The organism is Pseudoalteromonas sp. MB41 (genome assembly GCF_020966275.1).
GTDB classification, from domain to species: domain Bacteria; phylum Pseudomonadota; class Gammaproteobacteria; order Enterobacterales; family Alteromonadaceae; genus Pseudoalteromonas; species Pseudoalteromonas lipolytica.
Genome location: NZ_JAJJZF010000011.1, coordinates 105581 through 126477, shown reverse-complemented (window position 1 = coordinate 126477; position 20897 = coordinate 105581). Strand labels below are relative to the sequence as shown.

At 38.8% G+C, this 20897-nt stretch carries 14 protein-coding genes and 1 pseudogene; 4 read left to right on the top strand and 11 right to left on the bottom strand.

Features of this window, described 5'->3' with window-relative positions; genetic code table 11:
• Positions 1-40: 40 nt before the first annotated feature.
• The 8 genes and pseudogenes from LPA49_RS12500 to LPA49_RS12465 all read right to left on the bottom strand — a co-directional run bounded on the left by LPA49_RS12500 (position 41) and on the right by LPA49_RS12465 (position 9682).
• On the bottom strand, positions 41-478 hold the full coding sequence (locus LPA49_RS12500) for a VPA1267 family protein (RefSeq protein ID WP_230236664.1): 438 nt from the start codon (positions 476-478) through the stop codon (positions 41-43).
• 1 nt (position 479) lies between these two features.
• Complete coding sequence (gmtX, locus tag LPA49_RS12495; protein WP_230236662.1) at positions 480-1154, bottom strand: gamma-mobile-trio protein GmtX; 675 nt, start codon at positions 1152-1154, stop codon at positions 480-482.
• Positions 1151-5179 carry a VPA1269 family protein gene (locus LPA49_RS12490; RefSeq protein WP_230236660.1) on the bottom strand — a complete coding sequence of 1343 codons (4029 nt, stop codon included), beginning with the start codon at positions 5177-5179 and terminating at the stop codon, positions 1151-1153. Before LPA49_RS12490 ends, gmtX begins: the two co-directional genes overlap by 4 nt.
• Positions 5180-5501: 322 nt before the next feature.
• On the bottom strand, positions 5502-6887 hold the full coding sequence (gmtY, locus tag LPA49_RS12485; RefSeq protein ID WP_326847805.1) for a gamma-mobile-trio recombinase GmtY: 1386 nt from the start codon (positions 6885-6887) through the stop codon (positions 5502-5504).
• 120 nt (positions 6888-7007) lie between these two features.
• A pseudogene (locus tag LPA49_RS12480) lies at positions 7008-7568 on the bottom strand (SPFH domain-containing protein); the annotation flags it as partial.
• Between the two features lie 137 nt (positions 7569-7705).
• Positions 7706-8593, bottom strand: coding sequence for a bile acid:sodium symporter family protein (locus tag LPA49_RS12475; protein ID WP_074988739.1), 888 nt, complete (start codon positions 8591-8593; stop codon positions 7706-7708).
• A gap of 9 nt (positions 8594-8602) precedes the next feature.
• Positions 8603-9358, bottom strand: a complete 756-nt coding sequence (locus LPA49_RS12470; protein WP_230236677.1) for a class II aldolase/adducin family protein — start codon at positions 9356-9358, stop codon at positions 8603-8605.
• 3 nt (positions 9359-9361) lie between these two features.
• Positions 9362-9682: a DUF962 domain-containing protein gene (locus tag LPA49_RS12465; protein WP_036972220.1), complete on the bottom strand. Its 321-nt coding sequence runs from the start codon at positions 9680-9682 to the stop codon at positions 9362-9364.
• 98 nt (positions 9683-9780) lie between these two features.
• Between LPA49_RS12465 and LPA49_RS12460 the strand changes: the two genes are divergently transcribed.
• Together LPA49_RS12460 and LPA49_RS12455 are read left to right on the top strand one after the other, a co-directional pair.
• Positions 9781-10740: an AraC family transcriptional regulator gene (locus tag LPA49_RS12460; protein ID WP_230236656.1), complete on the top strand. Its 960-nt coding sequence runs from the start codon at positions 9781-9783 to the stop codon at positions 10738-10740.
• Positions 10741-10903: 163 nt separating this feature from the next.
• Entirely contained in the window at positions 10904-12838 is a 1935-nt protein-coding gene (locus LPA49_RS12455) for a methyl-accepting chemotaxis protein (RefSeq protein ID WP_036972216.1), read from the top strand.
• 96 nt (positions 12839-12934) lie between these two features.
• Here LPA49_RS12455 and LPA49_RS12450 read toward each other — a convergent pair whose 3' ends face one another.
• Both LPA49_RS12450 and LPA49_RS12445 read right to left on the bottom strand, forming a co-directional pair.
• Entirely contained in the window at positions 12935-13750 is an 816-nt protein-coding gene (locus tag LPA49_RS12450; RefSeq protein ID WP_230236654.1) for a diguanylate cyclase, read from the bottom strand.
• Positions 13633-14373 carry a hypothetical protein gene (locus LPA49_RS12445; protein WP_230236652.1) on the bottom strand — a complete coding sequence of 247 codons (741 nt, stop codon included), beginning with the start codon at positions 14371-14373 and terminating at the stop codon, positions 13633-13635. The genes LPA49_RS12450 and LPA49_RS12445 overlap by 118 nt, the downstream gene beginning before the upstream one ends.
• Positions 14374-14585: 212 nt before the next feature.
• Here LPA49_RS12445 and LPA49_RS12440 point away from each other — a divergent pair, with 212 nt between their 5' ends.
• Positions 14586-15497, top strand: coding sequence for a cation diffusion facilitator family transporter (locus LPA49_RS12440; RefSeq protein ID WP_036972213.1), 912 nt, complete (start codon positions 14586-14588; stop codon positions 15495-15497).
• A gap of 138 nt (positions 15498-15635) precedes the next feature.
• On the opposite strand, the gene LPA49_RS12435 is transcribed toward LPA49_RS12440, so the two are convergent.
• Complete coding sequence (locus LPA49_RS12435) at positions 15636-20171, bottom strand: EAL domain-containing protein (protein ID WP_306822760.1); 4536 nt, start codon at positions 20169-20171, stop codon at positions 15636-15638.
• A gap of 170 nt (positions 20172-20341) precedes the next feature.
• Between LPA49_RS12435 and LPA49_RS12430 the strand changes: the two genes are divergently transcribed.
• Positions 20342-20896, top strand: coding sequence for an isochorismatase family protein (locus LPA49_RS12430; protein ID WP_036972211.1), 555 nt, complete (start codon positions 20342-20344; stop codon positions 20894-20896).
• Position 20897 lies beyond the last annotated feature (1 nt).

The following is a 20897-nucleotide window of genomic DNA, read 5'->3' as shown; positions in this document are numbered from 1 at the left end:
CTATGAAACCTTATGCTAGTTACACGAAAATACTCTGTATTCATCGAGGCATAAACCCCATTTCATATAGGGTGTCCGATAACTCACCAAAGCGCTCAAGCTTAGATTCTAACTCTTTAATTTTAGCTTTCAGTTCAATATTCTCGGCTTCAATAGCCGATAGCCTTTTCGACTCAAGGTGTTTTTTATGAGTAGTGTTGTCGTATTGCTTGGGTTTATCTGATTCTTCTTTTGCCCTTATTGTTAAGGGAGGTAACACACCTTCCTCGCGAAGCCTATCTTCCAAGTTGCCAAGGGCTGTTTTAAGCGCTGGGTTCTGGTTAAGAGCAGATTTACCACAACCGATGGCTTTAGCTATTTCGCCGCGATTGAGTTGCCCTCTGTAGATTAGCTGAGTGAAATCGTCATTGGATTGAGTCGAAACCCACAGCTCAAAAGCTTCTAGTGTTTGCTGAGCTTTTTGTTGTCCGTTAGCCATACTAATTACTATCACTATGCACAGTTAGTACTTTATTAAGTGCACTGTCCAAACGACGATCTGATATTTGGACAATCTCACCACTTTCCGAAGTGTATAAGAGAGCTCCTTTTTCGTTATAGTTAAGATTGTTTCGACGTAAATATCCTTCATCAAGGAGTTGTTTTAATGTCTCAAGCTCAGAGGTAAGAAGATTAATAGGTGACGCCGTAATTTGCTTCGTTTGATTATCAATAGCTTCAATTCCACCATCAAAGTTATCTAGCTTTATCACCACCTCCGACTTTACTTGCCTAAGCAAATCATTTTCAGACTTGAGTTTTTTCAGCTCTGACTGCATACGTTTAATTCGATATTGTGAAGCCGTATCCTCAATTTTATCAATCCAACTGTTCTTATCTTCAATAGGCGGCTTTTCACGCTTATCTTCATAAATTTCAATATACTTATCAAACAACGTCTTGTAGCGTTTACCTGATTTATTAATGATGGTTTGATAAGCAGGACCACCACGTTCTTCCGAAAGTTTAGCGACGTATTTCAGGCTAAATACCGTTACGTTATTGTCAACTTGCTCATCCAGTACAGACTTAAGAATACATAACTTATCTCGTGCGTCTTTGCGTTTACAATCCGCTATAAGATCGTCATACAGTTCTTGAACATCAGTATTCATAGAGAAGGTTCTCCCTCAGGTAAGGCTACATTTCTTATCGGTATGCTGTTAGATATATTTTTTATTTCAGTTGTTAATGACTTTAACTCCGCCGCTGGTAAATAGTCTCGCAGTTTAGTACGTTTTTCAGCGACGTTGTCTAGTTCATTCCATCCCCCCAAGCGTCTGACCAAATTGTTTATTAGATGGTTTCCAATCAATTTCTGTTGTTCAATAGTTAGACTATATAAGCTTGCTGAAATGTTGTTTTCCAAAAGCATTTTGTTAATCTTTTGCGTTCGCTCCATTACAGCTGCTTTAGGGTCTGAAAACATAAACAAGTCTGCGTACTGACAAATCTCATGTAGCTGTTCAAACTTCGAAGATTCACGTAGTTCAATCGAGAGTGTTGAATCATTGAGCACCATAGGAAGCTTTTTATCGTTTTCATTAGGAGCTTCATCGTTCAACAACTGTATTACCGCATCACTTAAGCGATAAGTAGCAATAGCATCGGACATTGCGCCATCGAGAGAGGCTACAGATGTTTCATATACCGATTGCAAGCGGTTAAGCTCAAATGTTTTCGTGAAACTTTGTCCAGCAAATTCGCATTCATCGCGTTCATCTTTGAGGTTTTCTAGCTGTTCACTGACTTCTTCAATTCTATCGTTTAAATCTCGAATACTCAGTGCAATAGAATCAAATAGCGCTTTTAGCCCCGGCAGATAAACTGGAGAGGTTATAAAGAATCGGCAGCGAACACAGTTACTTCGTCCTAAAACCAACGACGTTGGAACGGGACTTCGGTATGTCGATTTCTCAGCAACAAGCTCGCCGCCTTCATGACAACTCTGGCCGCCTAAGGGACAGATACCACATCCTTTATCAACGATAGCATTTCCAGTTACACCTTCTAGCTTTGCAAGAAATTCCCCATTTGTATTATCAACATAAGACGCCTTTAAGTTTTCAAACTTAGCAGCCATGACTGCATCGTTAATTGAGTTCTGCTTGTTTTTCAGTGCCTCAAACTCAGCACGTTCAAATTCGCGCTTCATAGCCGGCGCAGTCACTTTTGCATAATAAATTGTCATGACTAGGCTAGCATGCCCAACCAGCTTAGAAACTAATACAGGTGACAGCTTATGATCAACCAAGTAGGCAGTAATGATGCTTGCTCGTAAACTATGAGGAGTATATTCAGAGCTGTAACGATTCATCGTTTTCATCTTTGAATTATCTCTTCTAGGAGTGCAGTCAAACTTTGCTAAGCTTATTTGCTCATCTTGGATATGATACAACAAGATCGGTAGCCCATTTTTGAATGCTGAACGGTTTAAAGGCCTTGAGCGAAGAACATCATTTTTGGCGGTAGGATCTCTAAATAAGAAACATTGCTGACCTTCATACCCTCTTCGTCTCAATCGAGTTTTGGAAACACGACTCGCCGCTGGAATAAAATCGTTTGACCATTTTGTTGGAGCAGAGATAGGGTTGTATTTCATCTGCCAGTCACGCAATAAGATTAGCCACTTTGCCAGATTTTCAGGCATATAAGGAGCAGCATAGCCCCCTTCTACGTTTTTGGTCTTGTTCGTTGTACAATAAAAACCAAACGAGTTTTCATCGTATTTTTTAATAAACCCTTGGGGGTTTTTAAAGTGGTTTTGCACTTTTCTTGAATTCTTCTCCCAAGTCAACTGTCCATTTCTATAATTTGGCAACTCTTCATCCCACTCACCCGAATCGTTCCAAAGTATTTGTTGACCACGTAATGGCAATTCAAATAACGATAGCATGGCAACGGTTCGAACTGGTGACCACATTTCATAAATAAATGTTTTTGTTCGACCGCTCTCGCGATAAACCTCTCGGGTACGCCAGACACAGTTTGGATCATTCTTATCTATTTGAGACTCTTGAACCTCAAAGTAATCCGCTTGATATATATCATGCGCCGCGATCAATTCATTAAAGCTGGTTGCAGTATCAGGACATAAGAACTCCCTCGCTTTATCTACGTGAGCAAAGGGTAAGATCTTCTTAACTGTTTCATTAGGCCGCGATTTATTGGCTTCTCCATTCAGTGTGTGATTGGAATAAGGATTTCGATAATCTGGGTGCCAAAAAATTTCACCCGTTTCTTCGTCTTCGTCAGTACAATATGTTCTTAAAATTAAATTTATGAAATCGTTAACGATGCTAATTGTATTTGTTGATTGCTCTTTTTTAGATAGCATCGCCAAGAATAGATTAAAATTAGGATAAATCGATGTGTTAATTAAAAAAGTAAGAGGATCTCCATTAATATTATTGTCAGCTAGCCAGCCAAGAAACTTTGCAACAATGGAAGTACGTTTTGATATACTGCTGCCGTTAGCCAAATAAGCATCAGCAACATCACACCAAGGTTTAAAACTAGGATTTTGCTCCAAAAAAACCTCAAATGTTGAGGGTCGGTAATAGTGTAGTTCACCTACAAACCCAACTATTTTATTGGGGTGTGAGCGTAAGTTGGGGACAATTTTGGCGTGCTCCATGTATTCGTAAGATGTTTTAATTTTATGGGCCTTTATGTACTCACATGTTTTTTCTAGCCCCCAGTATTCAAAACCAATCAGCGATTTAAATGAATCAACACCATAATATTTAACAGGATCATTGGGATACATCACTGAAGTACCCGCTAGTTGCTCATCGTATTCCCTTTTTTTAATGATTCCTTTTTTTCTTATTTTTTTCACGAACTCTTCAATGGAAAGCTCTCTGGCAAAAAACTTACTACGCACATATTCATCGTAATAATCCCGAGGATTTGAAGGAAGGCGTGGGTCACTTTTTTGCCATTGGTCGTATTGAGTAGTTGTTTTAATTCCAGCTCTGTGGACTTTCAGCATGGTTTCTTGGTAAGTATAAAAGCCTGTTTTACCAAAGAACTCTGCATTGTCGTACTCGTTGTAGTATGTACGAGGATTCGAAGGTAGGCGAGGGTCACTTCTTTGCCATTGATCGTATTGGGCAACTGTTGTAATTCCCGCATTTCTAACTTCTCTCAAGGCTTCTTGATATGTGTAGAACGTCTCTTTAACAAAGAAATCTTCACTTTTGAACTCTTCATAGAATCGACGAGGATTGGAAGGAAGACGCGAATCCATTCTTTGCCATTGTTCATATTCAGCATATGTTTTAATGCCCGCATTATGCACTTGGCATTTTGTTTCTTCATAGGTGAAGAACGACTCTTTGCCAAAAAACTCTGAATGATCGTACTGCTCGTAAAATTGCTGTGGAGTTGAAGGAAGGCGAGGATCTTTTTTTTGCCATTCTGCGTATTCAACAGTCGTTTTGACCCCTGCACCTCTCACTTTGAGGATGGCTTCTTGATAAGTATAGTGCGCTTGGCTACCAAAGAACTCTAGAGTGTCGTACTCATCGTAATACTTCGAAGGAGTTGCAGGAAGGCGCGGATCTGATTTTTGCCAATTTTGGTATTCTCTTGAGGATTTGATCCCTGCATCATGAACTTTACGAATAGCTTCTTTGTAAGTATAAAAACCTACTTTAGCGAAAAATTTTATATTGTCATATTCAGGATATGTTATTTGAGGGTTTGATGGTAGGCGAGGGTGAGATTTTCGCAACTTTCGATACTCTGATATACCGTTAACCCCTGAGTTTTGCACTATACTTATTGCTTCATCATATGAGTAGAAAGTTTTTTTACCAAAAAATTCAACTGCATCATATTCATAGTAATGTCGATTTGGAGTTGAAGGAAGGCGAGGGTCTGACTTCTGCCACTCTCTATAATCGGCTTTTGTTTTAATACCAGCATCTCGCGCTTTGCTCATGGCTTCTTGATATGTGTAGAACGTTTCTTTACCAAAAAACTCAGCATTATCATATTCCTTATAGCTCTTCCTTGGAGTCGAGGGAAGTCTAGGATCCGTTTTTTGCAAAGCATCATATTCTTTACCTGTTTTAATCCCTGCATCATGCACTTTAAGCATAGCCTCTTGATAGGTATAAAATTTTTTTGCCAACTAGATAACCCTTTTTATAATTTATATATCATTCGCTAATCTTTTAACGAGTTGATGTGATTAATGTTTTTGTACGTCTGATCTTGTATACACCGATTTCAGATTCTTCCAATCAAGTTCAACTTTGAACGATGGAGCTCTTAATGTTTTACTAGGGGCTGTTGATCTTTGCGGCTCAAAAATTAGCCAAACCACATTGGTAGCCACATCATTGAAAATGCCAGTGCTAACATGCTAGCATAATTCCTTCTAATGAATCCTAATTGCTTGTAAAATTTAAACTTATGCGCGTTTTCTAATGCCTTTATTACGCAAAAAAACTTTATTCAAAGCTCAATGAACTAATGTCATTAAAAAAATCTTGAGCATCTGATGATTTTTGCATCGATACCGACTCTACACCTTTAGACTCCAGTTTAAGCATCTCAGCCCTCATTTCCTTTTTTAGTTCAGCTTCGACGTAGGTTTCCTGTGACTTGATGCTGCTATGATGCATAGCCTCTTTAATGTGTATAGCGTTAACTCCCTTAGCCTTTAACGTGCTTCCGAAGAAGTGCCTTCCTCCATGCGGATTATTGCCAGCATATTTTGAAGGGTCATAACCCAACTTTCTCAGGGCCTTTTGTCGAGCTGCTGTGTATTGCTTAATTGTTGCAGGTTTTCCATTTTCATCTGAAAACAAATATGGGTGTGGATGCGTCGGGGATGTTACTCGTTGCTCTCTAATGTAAAGGTCAACTAGCATTTTGAACCAGCGTGCTGCTGTACTCGGAAACAAATAGACGTTGAATGAAGTTATATGACGAGATTTCCAACCTGCACCAAACGTGTTTAGTAGCTCAGTCCGTGGTCGCAAACCATATTTTTTTCGCAAGTAAGCATCTCTAGTCGCATTCTTATTTCCATTGTGTTTACGCCAATATTCAGGTGCTTCGCCAAGTGCAGGGTGCTGAATATTTATAAAGCACTGTGAGTCATCCGTTGGGTCATCGTAAATATCGCTTATGAATATATGGAATGGCTCACTTACCCTCAGCCCACCATAACTAATTAACATGCTAATAAGCACATTCTTAATGTTTAAATTAGTTAAATCGTTTCTGTTTTTAGTGCGCCAAAAACCATTTGTTATCAAATCTATGATTACGTCTTCTTCAGTGGCCTTAACATCTTTTTGTTTTATCGTATGGTGCAATTTCACCAACTTGTTGCGTTTTGCTTTTTCTAGCGCCGCTTGGTCATCAAACGTATGAGCAAGGAGTGAATTGTTCTTTCGATGATGATAGGCCGCTAGAGAAAGTAAAAACTCACTTCTTGTTGCGTGAACATCCGGATTAAGTAAGTGACGTTCGTCTTTTGTTTTACTGTAGATGAAGTCGCTGAACTTTGTAATGTGCTTAATTATGGCGTTAGCTGTCGCTGGTTGTAATGGTTCCCACCAAAGATGGGTTGGATCACTACCGTCTTCTAATATAGTTCCATCAATAAGTGTTTCAGCAAAAGCTTCAAACATTAAACGAGGATTTCTAAATTTATGGTCATATGCTTCTGAGTAATCTAAGAACTTAACAACAGCATTACATGACTGGTTACGCCAAGATTTGCTTTTGTTCCTGTATTTAGCCAAATATTCCACATGACTGGAAAGAATCCCTCGGGATGATATGACTACACGACTTTCAAATGGCTTAACATTGTTGGGAGCAATAGTCGCTTTTAGCGTTAAGTTTGAGATTTCCTTCTCCCTAAACGAAGTGGTAAATAGGTATTATTTAGGAGTATACATTAAATATTTAAAAGCACAAAAAAATCTATTTATCGAGAAAAAGCTATCTAATAGTTTTATTTTAGACTGAAGTGGTAGTTGTGTTTGGGGGTATACAATTTCGTAGCGTAAAACCTGAATACCCCAAGGTTCAGCAGCTTGGTTAATGGCTGATACGATATTGGTGTTTAATAGGTCGCGCTCTTCAAATGTTTTATCCAGCTCCATTTTACCGAGCTCAGAACGCATTGTTGTTTGTGAAAGCTGAGTTACTGCGAACACATAATCATCTACGCCATAGGTTGCTTTGTAGGGGTCTAACACTCGGAAATACAATACGCCATCAACAATCAATGAAATATTATCCTTCGTGATAGCTGACTGTGAAGGCACATCTTGTGCTTGTTCTTTTAAACTACGATCAGCGGCTATGCGGTCAATAAATGGCACAATAAAGTTAAGGCCGGCTTCTTTTGTTGATTGGTATTTACCAAACCGTTCTATTAACCAAGCACGGTTTTGAGGCACGAATTTAACGCTACTTTTCAATAGCACTAAAATGAAAATTAGAATAAAAACTTCGACATTCAATAGTAAATCGAAAATTTGCGATAGGGGATCCATGTACTTTCCTTAGAGACTGTTAATGTTATTTTTTTCCAATAACTACATTATCACTGGGAAGCATGTCGCGCCATAAATTTGTTAAATGAACAGCCAGCACCACACTCAGTTGTGAGTGGCTGGCTGTTGAGGGAGTATTAAACGTTTTTTATGAGCCGTGCTTGTCTATTGCTATGGGCGCTAAATAGGTAACAAAAAATATACCCTGTTAGAAACATAAATAAGCTGTATGTCGCACCGGGTATGGCCATCGTGGGGTTATTTATGAGGGTGCTAGCAATTAAAATAGCAAGCGTACCATTTTGCAATCCAACTTCGATTGCAATACTCATTTGCTGAGGCTGCGATAATCCGGATATTTTGGCAAAGAATAGCCCTAGCATCAGTGTGGTTAGGTTTAAGGTAAGTGTAGCAAGGCCGCTGGTGGCAAAAAAACTAAACATTAGATCAGCATTTTTATGAATAATTGCCACGACAATAATGACTAAAAATACGCTCGAAAGTCGGCGAATTAATGGTTCAATTTTACTGCTAAGGTGGGGTTTAAGGTTGTTGAATAGCATACCAATAGTGACAGGCAATAAGGTAATAGCCAGCATTTGTATAATCGTTTTTACTATTGGTAACGTGAATTCATTCCCCGGCACACTAAATGATGACATAGCAAAGTGTACAATAAACGGCAAAGTAAAGGGGGATATAAAGGTTGCTAAAGTGGTTAAACTAATCGATAGGGCCAGGTCACCTTTAAATAGATAAGTATATAAATTAGATGTTACGCCGCCTGGACAACATGCGACTAAAATTAAGCCAATCGCAAGTTCAGAAGGAAGCTTTAAACCCATGGCAAGTAAAAAAGCCACCATAGGGAGCAATAACATTTGGCATGTTAGGCCTAAAATCAGTGCTTTGGGGCTTAAGAATAAAGCCCCAAAATCCTTCTTTTTGAGTCCTAAGCCCATACCAAACATAATGATAAACAGTGCTAATGGCAGCACTACTTTAGTCAAAATATCTATTTGCATGGTATGCCCTTATTGGTCGTAGCCTGGACTTTTAGAATCTAATAAGCGCAGCAGAGCAGGCCAAGCAATTGCACCGCCAAGTCCTTTAGTTGCGATTTCTGTTTGTCCTTTTATGCCATCAACAATGGCTTTAGGAACCTGTACTAAGTGTTCTGTATTTTGGGTCGTACGGGTTTGAACAGCGCAGGCCGCTTCAAATATATACATAAACAAAAAGGCGTCGGCAACGGTGCTGCCCACGGTTAACAAGCCGTGATTACGCAACATTAAAAAGTGATTGTTACCTAAATCATTGACCAAGCGACTTTGCTCCGCGGGATTAAGTGCTATTCCTTCATAATCGTGATAACTGAGACCTGAGTGAACAACCACAGCTTGCTGTGATATGGGCAGTAAGCCGTCTTTATTTGCAGACACTGCTGTGCCATTTAATGAGTGAGTGTGAATAACGCAATGAGCATCTTCACGTGCCATATGTATACAACTGTGAATATTAAAGCCCGCAGGGTTGACGGGGTATTCACTGTCGTGCAGCTTATTACATTGTTGATCAACTTTTATTAAGCTTGATGCTGTGATTTCGTGAAACATCATGCCATAGGGGTTTATTAAAAACTCGTTTTCAGTACCTGGTACGCGCATTGATATATGCGTAAAAATTAGGTCATCCCAACCATATAAAGCAACGAGGCGGTAGGCAGCTGCAAGTTCCACACGTGCATGCCATTCTTGTTTTGAGACTGAATGTTTCATGGTCATGATGATTTCCTAAAATGGCACTTTACGAACGATAATGTCTTTAAACATAACCCAGTCACCAATAAAGCTATAAAAAGGATGGGTAAAAGTGGCTGGGCGGTTTTTTTCAAAAAAGAAATGACCAATCCAAGCAAACCCATATCCTACAACAGGGCATAACAGCAACCAACTATAGTGCTGTTGGTATAAAGCAGCGAACAAAATAGCTAACACTAACCAGCTACCAACGAAGTGTAAGCGTCGGCAGACTTTATTTTTATGCTCTTGAAGATAATAGGGGTAAAACTCTTTGAAGCTTGTGAATTCACGTTTACTGGCTACAGTGCCCATAATACTTTCTCCGTTGTTAATTACAGGTTAACAATAGGCTTTTATTTTTTAAATTACTTGATAATATGGGTCATTGAATTGTTTTTTTAGGACAGTGTGTGCGTACTCTTTCAAGCTGGTGGTTACGGGCTATGGCTGAGTCTTTTAAATGGCAAGGCTTACCGATTAACGAGTTATTTGAAAACGCGAATATTCGACTCACTGATCTGAGCAGTCAAAGTGCTCGGTATCCGCAAGCTCATGTCAGTTTGCTTTGGAAGCAAGCGCAAGCCATGTTGCCAAACACACACTTAGGCGTATATGTTGGTAGCAATATGAACGTACGCGCTATCCCTGTTGTGGGAATGGCTATTATTCAATCAACACAGTTACTCAGTGCGTTTAGACTTATATTGCGTTATCAAAAACTGATGGGAGATACTCATAATGTGTCGCTAATTGATCATGGTGAAGAGTATGAACTGCGCTTTAACTTTAGTGACGGCGAGCGCGATATGTCATTATTAAGTTACGAAGCCCCCATGGCTTTTTGTTTAAAAATAGCCCGTACAGTGAAGGGTAAAGACTGGTGTCCAACGCGTATTTGTTTACAGCGTAAAGAGCCTAACGCTGAAATTGACGAACACTTTAATTGCCCGATTGAATACGCTGCGAAAACACATAGTTTGTTTTTTAGCGAGCAAGTACAAAGCCAGGTACTTTTATCGAGTAATATAAAGTTAGCATCACAAAGTACAGTAACTCAGATTTTGCGTATTCTGTTGGAAGAGCATTTAATTCAAGGCCAGTTTAGTTGTGCTGTGCTCGCTAAAGCATTGAATATGAGTGAAAAAACATTACAACGTCGGCTAGCTAAGGAAGGCACTAATTTTAGCAAAGAATTGGCGTTACTCAGAAAGCAAAAAAGTGTGTCTTTACTGACAGAAACGGATTTATCACTGACTGAAATAGCTTTTTTATGTGGTTATTCTGAGCTAAGTGCATTTCATCATGCTTTTAACCGCTGGTATGGTGTGTCGCCTAAAGTGTACCGAGAGCAAATGATAGCCCTTGCTTAATAAGAAAATAGGTTATTAGTTTACTGAAGATAATTTACGTAATAACAATTGTAAAAATATAAATAGTAATTGCTTAACAAAGGGTTATTGCCTAAAATCACCCCTAAGACGCAAGGATGATCTTAACTATTTAATTTACATATAAAGTCTGAGGTCTACTCACATGCGTAACTTGTCACTTCGCACCATTTTTATAAGCTTTGTTTTCTGTACTTTGCTTATTGTTACAACGATAAGTGCATTGATAAATACAAGCCAATTTTCAAAACTGTATTATCAGCAAACAGAAACCCAATTGTTACCTGATGCGGTGGGTAAAGTTGCAGCGCAAATTGATGCACAAATGCGCTACCCTATTTCAGTATCTCAGTCATTTGCCGAAAACTTGATGTTACATCAGTGGATGAGTGAGGGAGAAAAAAACTCAAATATCCATCATCGTGTTATGGATTATTTTGCTGATTTAAAAGTTAAAAGTGGCGCCTCTTCTGTCTTTTGGGTTAGTCGCAATACCTTAAGTTATTACACTCAGGCAGGTTTTTTTAAAGCTGTTTCGGCAAACGAACCACGCGATAACTGGTTTTTCGATTTCCTAAGCTCTAATGAACGTCAGGCACTTGCATTAGATGTTAGTGAAGAAGGAGGGCAACTTACACTTTATGTAAATACTTTAGTGCAAATTAATGGTGAAAAAGTGGGGGTTGCAGGCCTTGGGTATGACATTTCAGACATATCGAGCATTGTGACGTCACGCAAAATAGGTGAACATGGTTATTTATTTTTGATAGATGATAGTAACCGTGTTATTGCGCATGAGAATAATTCTTACATTGGTAAACAAGTATCAAATATTAATGAATTGAGTTCATTTAAAAATATTACGAATGCTAACAAAAGTAGCTTTACACTTTCGCAAATTAAACTTGATGGCAATGATGTTTACGCCGGTTTGATGCCCATTTCAGGCATGGGTCTAACGTTGGTTGCGATACAGCCAAAAGACGAAATTTCATCGGCTATAAATGCAGTGGTTATCATGTCAATCATTGTTAGTATTGTCCTTGCCGCAATTTTCCTCGTACTAACTCTGTACTTTGCTAATTGGTTGAGCGCAAAAATTCGTGGTGTGGGTGATGAACTGCTCGAAATGTCTGGTCAAGGTGGTGACTTACATAAGCGCCTAGACGACAGCGTTGATAATGAATTGGGACACCTTGCTAAAGGTTTTAATGCAATCATAGGAAAAGTGGCTGAGCTAGTTGATGAAATTAGCATAACGGAAGAAGCGATGCGTAAAGGGATTGATGATCTAGCCGTTTCAGCTGATAAAACGTTTGCAGCTACCGATGATCAAAAAGCGCAAACTGATCAAGTCGCAACGGCTATCACTGAAATGGGGCAAACTATCAATGAGGTCTCTGATATTGCTCATCGGACTGCAAGCGATACAGAAGAAGCGGTTAAAGAAACGGCTGAGACCACTCAAAGTATGGCAATCACAGCTAAGACCATGACAGAACTGAATAATATTTTAATGGATGTCGATAAAAGTATCGGTGAGTTTGCAGCTCAAGCAGCTGAAATTAACTCGGTAGTAGAAGTAATTAATGCAATTTCTGAGCAAACTAACTTGTTGGCATTAAATGCTGCTATTGAAGCTGCAAGAGCGGGAGAGCAGGGTAGAGGGTTTGCTGTCGTTGCAGATGAAGTTCGTTCACTTGCACAGCGCACACAAAACTCAACATCTGAAATTCGTGAGCAAGTGTCTCGATTGCAAAGCTCTTCGCTACAATCGCAAGAGGCGATAGCCCAAGGTACGTTGAGTAGTCAAAAAGTAACAGAGTTGACTCAGGTTGCGTTGTCATCTTTGCAAGCTATTCAACATAAATTTGAAATGATTAGTCAAGGCAACCATCAAGTTGCCGCAGCAACAGAAGAACAAGGCACAGTTGTTGAGCATATAAACCAATCTGCTCATGAAATTTCAGGGAGTGCAACTGAGATTCATAATAACGCTCAACAGCAACAACTAGGCACACAAAGTTTGTTATCGCGAGCTCAGCATCTAAAAGGTTTGGTTAGTCAGTTTAGAGTGTAATTTGTAAGGTAGTTGAGAATTTCAGCACAGTTTAAAGTGCGCTTATCTAATCAACTGAATTATACGATATAGAATATTAATCGAAGCGGGTTACTCTTAGCCCATTTCGATTCTATTTCGGCCATTTTGCTTGGCTTTGTACAGTGCTTTATCGGTTATATCGAGCACGGAATCTGCTGTTGTCTGTTTATCGGGTGTGCATGTATAAATGCCAAAACTCATGGTTAACAAAGGATCTATGTTCGAGCTTGGGTGTGCAATAGCGGCCTTCTTAATTGCTTTTTGCAGTTTTTGGCAGAATGTCAGGGCATGCTGGCTATTGGTTGCAGATAAAACGATGGCAAATTCTTCACCCCCGTACCGTGCGGCTAAATCACCTTCACGTTGGCACTGTTTTGCTAAAATACTTGCAACGTCTTTTAATGCTAAATCACCTTGTTGATGACCAAGTGAGTCGTTATAAAGCTTAAACGCATCAATATCACAGAGGATTAAACTCAGTGGTAAATCGCTTCGAGCACAACGATTGAGCTCTTGCTGGAGAACAAGGTCGAGCTGCCGGCGGTTTGCGATGTTTGTTAAGCTATCAATGTGAGCTTGTTGATGCAGCTCTTTATTCGCGGCAATCAGCAATTGCTGAGAGTGCTCAAGTTTATGTTTGTATTGCCAGCTTTTTAACGCGTTGGCGATCATGTCGCCCACTAATTTGATCCGCAATAAGTCTGTTTGCGACCACTGGCGTGCTTGTTTTACGCAATCACAGCCTATAAAGCCAAACAGTGTTTGCTCACTTACTAAGCCAATACATAATACTGATTGAATGCCTTCATTGGTAAACTCGGCTTTTTCGGCCGCAGCTTCATCGGGCAGCTCAGCGGTATTAGATGCATTAAATACATGACGAGTTTGCATTTGCTGAAAAAAGTAAGGCAGGGAGTGCGTGGAATATTTTGCAAGTGCTCCTTAAAAGGAACAATGTCCGTATTTACCCACTCGTAAGTGTTACTCATTGATAAGCCATCATCACTAAACTCAAATATATAGGTGCGATCAGCTTGGCAATTTAAGCCAATGGTTTTTAGCGCTTTTCCTATTTGCTTATCCATACTTTCGTTTTGAATATCGATAAGTTCTGTGGAAATTTGTGAAATTAGCTCATCAAAGTCTTGCCTTTGATCGTGACTTTTAAATGTCCGAGGTTCACAAATAGTAATAAATAAAGACTGACTGAGTGAAGCAAATTTGAAATCAAGTAACTTAAGCGTATTGTTTTTACTGTTTGCCAGCGTAATACTCAGTGGTTTGCTTTTTTGTGCGCAAGGTAAAAAATCATCGTAGGATAACAGACGGCTCGAGTGTGTATCGCTTAGGCTTAAGTGATCGACATTTAAATCGTGTAAATTAGCGTATTCTTCAACTGAGAATAACGATTGTGCAAGTGAATTAAAATAAAAGCGATTCTGCTCTTCATTAAACATGATTATTGCAAGCGGCAGAGCCGATAACGTTTGCCATGTTTGCTCACTTGAACCCATCGTACACTTTACCCTATATAAACGAACAGCATAAGTTTACATATTTTAACAAATAATTGATATAAAATTTTCCTTTGAGGTCCTCTGAAAGCCATAAATTAGTTTAATAGGTAGGATGAATTAAGTTTTTAGTGCGTTTAAAGGCGTCACGTATTACAATTGAGACTGTATATCATTACTTTTTATCCAGCGAATAGGTTACTCTCTTCTTCATGACAGATATTACAACACACCAAGCATCAAGACGCCGTTTATTGATCGCGCTAGCCATAACCTGCTCGTTTATGGTTATTCAGATCATTGGCGCCTATTATTCAAATTCGCTTGCTGTTCTTGCTGATGCTGGGCATCTGTTTGTTCATAACAGTTCATTATTTATAGCTTTGATAGCTTCAAGCATGGCAATTTATTTTGCAAAAAACTTTAATGATGGCTATCAACGAGCTGAACTAACAGGTGGGTTGATCAATGGTATTTTATATTTAAGTATCAGTTTGGTGATTCTATACGAAGGTGGAGAGCGATACTTTCATCACAGTGATGGCCATGAGTTACACATCAATAGTTACCTAATGTCTGTAATATCGGCGATAGGCTTTCTGTTTCATGGTGCAGCAGCATGGGTACTGTATAAAGGCCGAAAAGCCAGTATTAATGTGTATGCAGTATTTTTGCATTCATTTTTTGATTTGATTTCAACCGTTTCTACGTTCTTTGCGGGTATTCTGATTTATTTAACAGGGTGGGCAGAGGTCGACATTATTTCGAGCATGTTGATTGCCATGTTTGTATTATTCACGGGTGTCAAAGTTATTAGTCGGTGTTTAAAAGGTCTATTTGAAAACAGCGGAAAGCTCCCAGACGTAAATGAAATAGAGCAAAGTATTGCGTCAGTTGAACATGTTGAAAATGTTCATAATGTGACCGTGGTTCGCCAAGACAAAGAGTTAGTTGTAGGGGCTCACGTGGTTTTAAAGCAACATTGCACTGTTGAAAAGCATGATGAAGCTTGCCGCTTAAAGGTCGAAAAGCTTTTACTGTCTCGTTTTAAAGTCGCAAAAAGCGTGCTACAAATTGAAAGCCATGAATGCCACCATGATATACCATTCCGCAAAAATACTTAATCATTTTGAGTGATTAAACCAGTCGCTACCTGCGTTAAAAATTTCTGATTTAGAACAACTAAATAACTAAATTTTTGCCTTGTTATCAACGCGGTTTTTTCAGCTCTAAAGAGCCCACTTAATCAAGCAAATTGGGTATTACAGTTTGTTTAGGCGCTCGACAATACTTTGAATAGTCTGCTGTGCAATCAGTTCATCGGCTAACATGGGTTTAGCAAAATAATAACCTTGCAGGTCATTACAGCCCATATTTCTTAAAAAGTTTATTTGGTCGAGAGTTTCCACCCCTTCAGCAATACAATATAAACCAAGGTTTGATGAGAGTGCATGAATAGTACGAATGATTGATTCGTTGCTTTTATCTAAGCCAATGTTGCGTACGAAGCTCTGATCTATCTTAATCACATCAATAGGGAACTGGCTTAAGTAAGTCAGTGATGAGTAACCCGTACCAAAATCATCTAAAAGAAGTTTAAACCCTGCATTTTTTAGCATTTTTAATTGTTTTGATGCTTTTTCTTTATCTTCGAGTAGCGTGCTTTCTGTTATTTCAAGTCGTAACTGAACAGGTTTAATTAAATGATTGCTCAGAATCATGAGTAATCGCTCAGTTAAGTTAGACTTTAAAATGTGCATTGGCGATAAGTTCAACGACAAGTAAAAGTGCGGATTTGCGCGAAGTAGTGGCAATAGCTCAGTCAGAGCGCGATCGAGTGCTTGTTCAGTTAATAATTCTATTAAACCAATTTCTTCTGCAATGGGAATAAATTCAGCAGGCGAAACAAACCCTTGCTCGTTTCTCCATCGCATTAATAATTCAGCCCCATGTATTTCTTTCGTTTTCGCATTAACGATAGGCTGATAATTATTAAATAGCTCATCATCTTTAAAGGCATCTTTTAACGCGTTTTCGAGCAACAGTTTTTTTGTCAGCTGATTATTCATTTGCTCGGTAAAGTACTTAAAGTTATTTCTGCCAGATTGTTTCGCATGCATCATTGCTATATCAGAATTACGAATTAAGTCGTCTGCCGTTTTGGCATCAAATGGGTAGAGTGCAACCCCGATACTGGCTGAAATATTAATAGAAAAGTCATCGATAATTACTTTGCTCGCGAGCTCTTCGGTTAGCTTTTTAACCAGTTCACTCAGACTTTGAGGAGAATGCAGATCTTTGACCAACACTAAGAATTCGTCACCACTTTGGCGGCCAATAACAGCGTTTTCAGGCAAAATTAAGCTTACGCGTTGAGTAATATTACACAGTAATTGGTCACCCACAGCGTGACCAAATGAATCATTAACCGGTTTAAACTTATCAAGGTCAATAAACAACAGTGCTGCTAACTTGTTACGTTTTTTAGAGCTGTTTATACAACTATTAATTTTAGAGTGCATTAATGTGCGATTAGGAAGCCCTGTTAAAGGATCGTAATTTGCTAAGTAGCGAAGTTCATCTTCAGCTCGTTTTTGCTCTGTTAAATCTGAAATAACAATAACATAATAGTTAATGCTTTGGCTGTCTTTGGCCACCGCAGTGACACTGATGTGCACTGGATGAGCAGGGCTTTTTAGTGTGCGAATATAGGCTTCTGTTTTCCAGTTTTGTTTAGGTTTAAGTGTTTTTAGTACATTTAAGTATTCGAGATAATGAGATTTGCCAATCGCACCGATAAAGTCTTTAACTGTTAACTCGGTAATATTTTTAGGTGTTGAAAAGGCTTCGCTAAAGCTCGTATTTGCTGAAAACGGTTTAAGTTGGCTATCTAAAATAAGTAACCAATCGTTAATTTGACTAAAGGCCTCACCTAGCACAGCTGCTTGTTGTGCATTGGCTCTTTGCTCTGTGATATTGGTGTAAATACCTGAAATTTTTAACGGCTTATTATCATCATCTGTTTCAACAACACGGCCAACATCTTGGTACCAAAGCCACTCTCCATTTTTGTGCTTTAATCGGTATGTTACATTCCATTGTTCATTATTTAATTGTTTAGAAAATGATTCCCATTGGCTGATAACTAATCGGCGGTCAAGAGGGTGAATAAGTTGCATGAAATCTGCAATGGGCAGACTGTCTTTAAATTCACTGTAGCCAAGCTCCACTGCACAGCGGCTATTAAAAAAGGTTTGCTCGGCTAAGTTAGCCTCCCATACGCCACTTTTATTACTGCTTAAAGCTAATTCAGTTTGTTGTTGAGACTTTAATACTTCATCGTGCGCTTTACGAATCGCTTTTTGACGGGCTTGATATTGCCAGAAAATAAAAAACAAAATGGCCAGTGTTATCATCGTATAACAGGTATAAGCAAGGGGGGATGACCACGTTGCATAGGCAACTTTAAAGCGTAATTGCCTACTTTCAGAAATAATATTATTAAGGTCAGACACTGAAGAAACAGATAACGTATAATCGCCAGGAGGTAATTTTGTGAAAAACACTTTGTTTGTTGTTAGTCTGTCGTAATGAAGTGATGTAGGGCCTTCAAGCGTAACTTTGTACACCGTTTTGTCTTTATTTATAGTGTCAAAGTTAGAAAAACTGACTTCTAATCCCATATCATCAGCGGTCAATTGTAGCGGATCATCAACGTATTTATAGGGATGATAATTTAATTCTCGAGAAAGCAAAGACACATTAGTAATTTCTGTTTTTACATTACCAGGCTCTACAGGTGACGATAAGAAATCTTCAGGAGACACAAGCAGTACACCGCGCGTAGATCCAAAAGCCAACTGGCCATTATGTAATGTTGCATCAGCATCGTAATTAAATTCATTAACGGCAAGGCCATCACGAATAAAGTAGCGGTCGAGTTCTAACGAACTTAAGTCTAAACGGTATAAGCCATTTTGAGAGCTCATCCATAAAAAGCCAAAGCGATCAATTTGCAAGCCAAAAATTGATTTAGCTTTTAAACCTGATTGCGTATTTATGCGGTATTTTACTTCATAGTTTTCGGCATCAAGACCTATCAGCCCTTCATCTGAAGAAGCTAGCCACAGTGTGTTGTTGTAATCAATAATCCAATCAGTGGTAACAAAGAAGGCCGATGGGTTATAGTTTTCGACTTGGTATAGTAATGTCAGCTTTTGTGTTTCTTCGTTATAGCGATAAAGCTTGCCCGACATACTCAATAAGTACTCATTAGGGTGGGTTGGCAATGGCTTTAGAAAACCATTTGCATTAATAATTTCAACTTGTTCTTTTAGGCCTTCTATAACGCGTAGTTCACCCGTTTTACCATCGTATCTATAAAAATCATTATCGTTAATAAATGCGAACTGATCGGGTCCAATCACGTGAAACCCCCAACTTGTATAAGTTGTTAAAATACGTACTGTTTCTTCATCACCTTTTAAGGGAACCAGTTTGCCTGTGAGCTTATCGAAAAGGACTAACCCCATGTATCTCATCACCCACAAATAACGTTTTGTATCTTCGATTTCTGCTTCTGCAACGCCAAAAATACCATACTCACCGTGGAATGCTTTTTCGTCGGCACTTGTTAAATATGCTTGAGCTCGTTTGGTTAGTTGGTTGTATTTCATTAGACCATTATCGGTCCCGATCCAAATGGTGTGGTCTTTATCTTGTACAACAGACCATACATTATTGTTAAAGTTATTGGTGTCGTTTTTTAACTCTATATGCTTAAACCGTCTCGCTAGGGTGGACCATGTGAATACCCCTTGTGAGCGAGATGCTAGCCAGAGTAACCCTGTTTTATCAACCATCATGTCAGGGATGGTGTTGTCGGTCATGTTGAATTTACTTTGATCGAAGCGAAGAATATATTCAACTGACAAAGTTTGACGGTTGAATTCATATAACCCTTTTTCTGTAACTATATACTCACCAAAAGAGCTTGCCGAGTAGTCCCAAATATTTAACTCAGGAATTAATAACTTAACGCTACCAAATGCGAACAAACGTTTGTTATCAAAGGGGATGGCATACATGCCCTCAACAGTGCCAACAAGTAACCCTAGTTGCGGATCTACACGCAATAATTTTACGTTTTTGTTGTCATCCGTGACTTTTAGTTTTTCTGTTAATGGAATATTTGAAATATGGTCATCGGCTAAGTTTTTAGAAAACAAGCCATTAGATGTACCCATATACAAAAAGTTATCATGTATGATGAGGGCTCGTACAATATGCTCTTCTTTGTTTATAGAAAACTCATGTAAGAACTTTTTTGATTGCTTGTGGTAAGAGTAAACATGCTGAGCAATAGCAAAATAAAAATAACTATCGTCTTCTGTTAAAGCGAGTATAGGTGAGAAAAACGCGTCTTCTGGGTCGAGCTTTCCAGCGTAAATTTTTTCTACCTTGAGTGTTTTAGGATCGATAAAAAAAGCGCCCGAAAACTCGGTACTTACAAATATTCTTCCGTCGCGAGTTTTGGCTAACGTATTTATCTGGCGCTGATCGAGAATATGTTCTCCCGCAAACGCCGCCATTTGGTAGCCATCATAACGGTTTAAGCCTTGGTAAGTACCAATCCAAATAAAGCCTAAATCATCTTGAATTACTTTCGTTACACTGCCTTGTGTGAGTCCTTCATCTGTTGAAATACGTTGCATTTGCAGTGCATAGTTTTGTGCATACGCGTTAGGAATAAGCGCTAAAAAAAGATAAATGAAAACAAAATGGAAATGTTTAGGCACTGACTGATTAACCCTAAATTATTATTTGCGCAAAACTTTTAACAAAATATAGCACAATTATGGATGTAATTGAGGCCCCTGAAAAGATAATTTAGTAAATAGTCGCACGCGAAACATAAAATGAGTGTATGTGCTATAAATACCTTAGTTAAAGTACGTTAAGGAATGAAATGCGCCATTCGTTTATTTGCCAAAAAAAGCAGGCCATTCTATTAGTTATTGATGAACAAGCAGGGCTTGCTCCTGTCATTACTGACTTTGCCGTTGTTGTTGAAAATACATCAAAGTTATTAAAGACAGCGTCATTATTGGATATACCATTTATATTTACTGAACAAAATCCAAGCAAACTAGGGAGAACGAGTCCTGAGTTAAAGTCCTTTATCCGTAGCACGAATATGTATGAAAAAATGCATTTTAGTGCCTGTGTAGAGCCTGGGTTTATTCATATGCTCGCTGAGTATCAAAGACCGCAAATTGTTGTGACTGGGACTGAATCACATGTCTGTGTGTTACAAACAAGTCTTGATTTAATCGCGGCCGGTTATCAGGTGTTTGTTGTTGAAGATGCAATAGCATCGCGTAATAAACAGCATAAAGCATTAGCCATTAAACAATTGAGTGCAGTGGGTGCAATTGTTACCTGTGCTGAAAGCGTGTTATTTCAATGGTTAGAAAAAGCGGGAACAACGCAGTTTAGAACTGTTTTACAGTTAATTAAGTGAA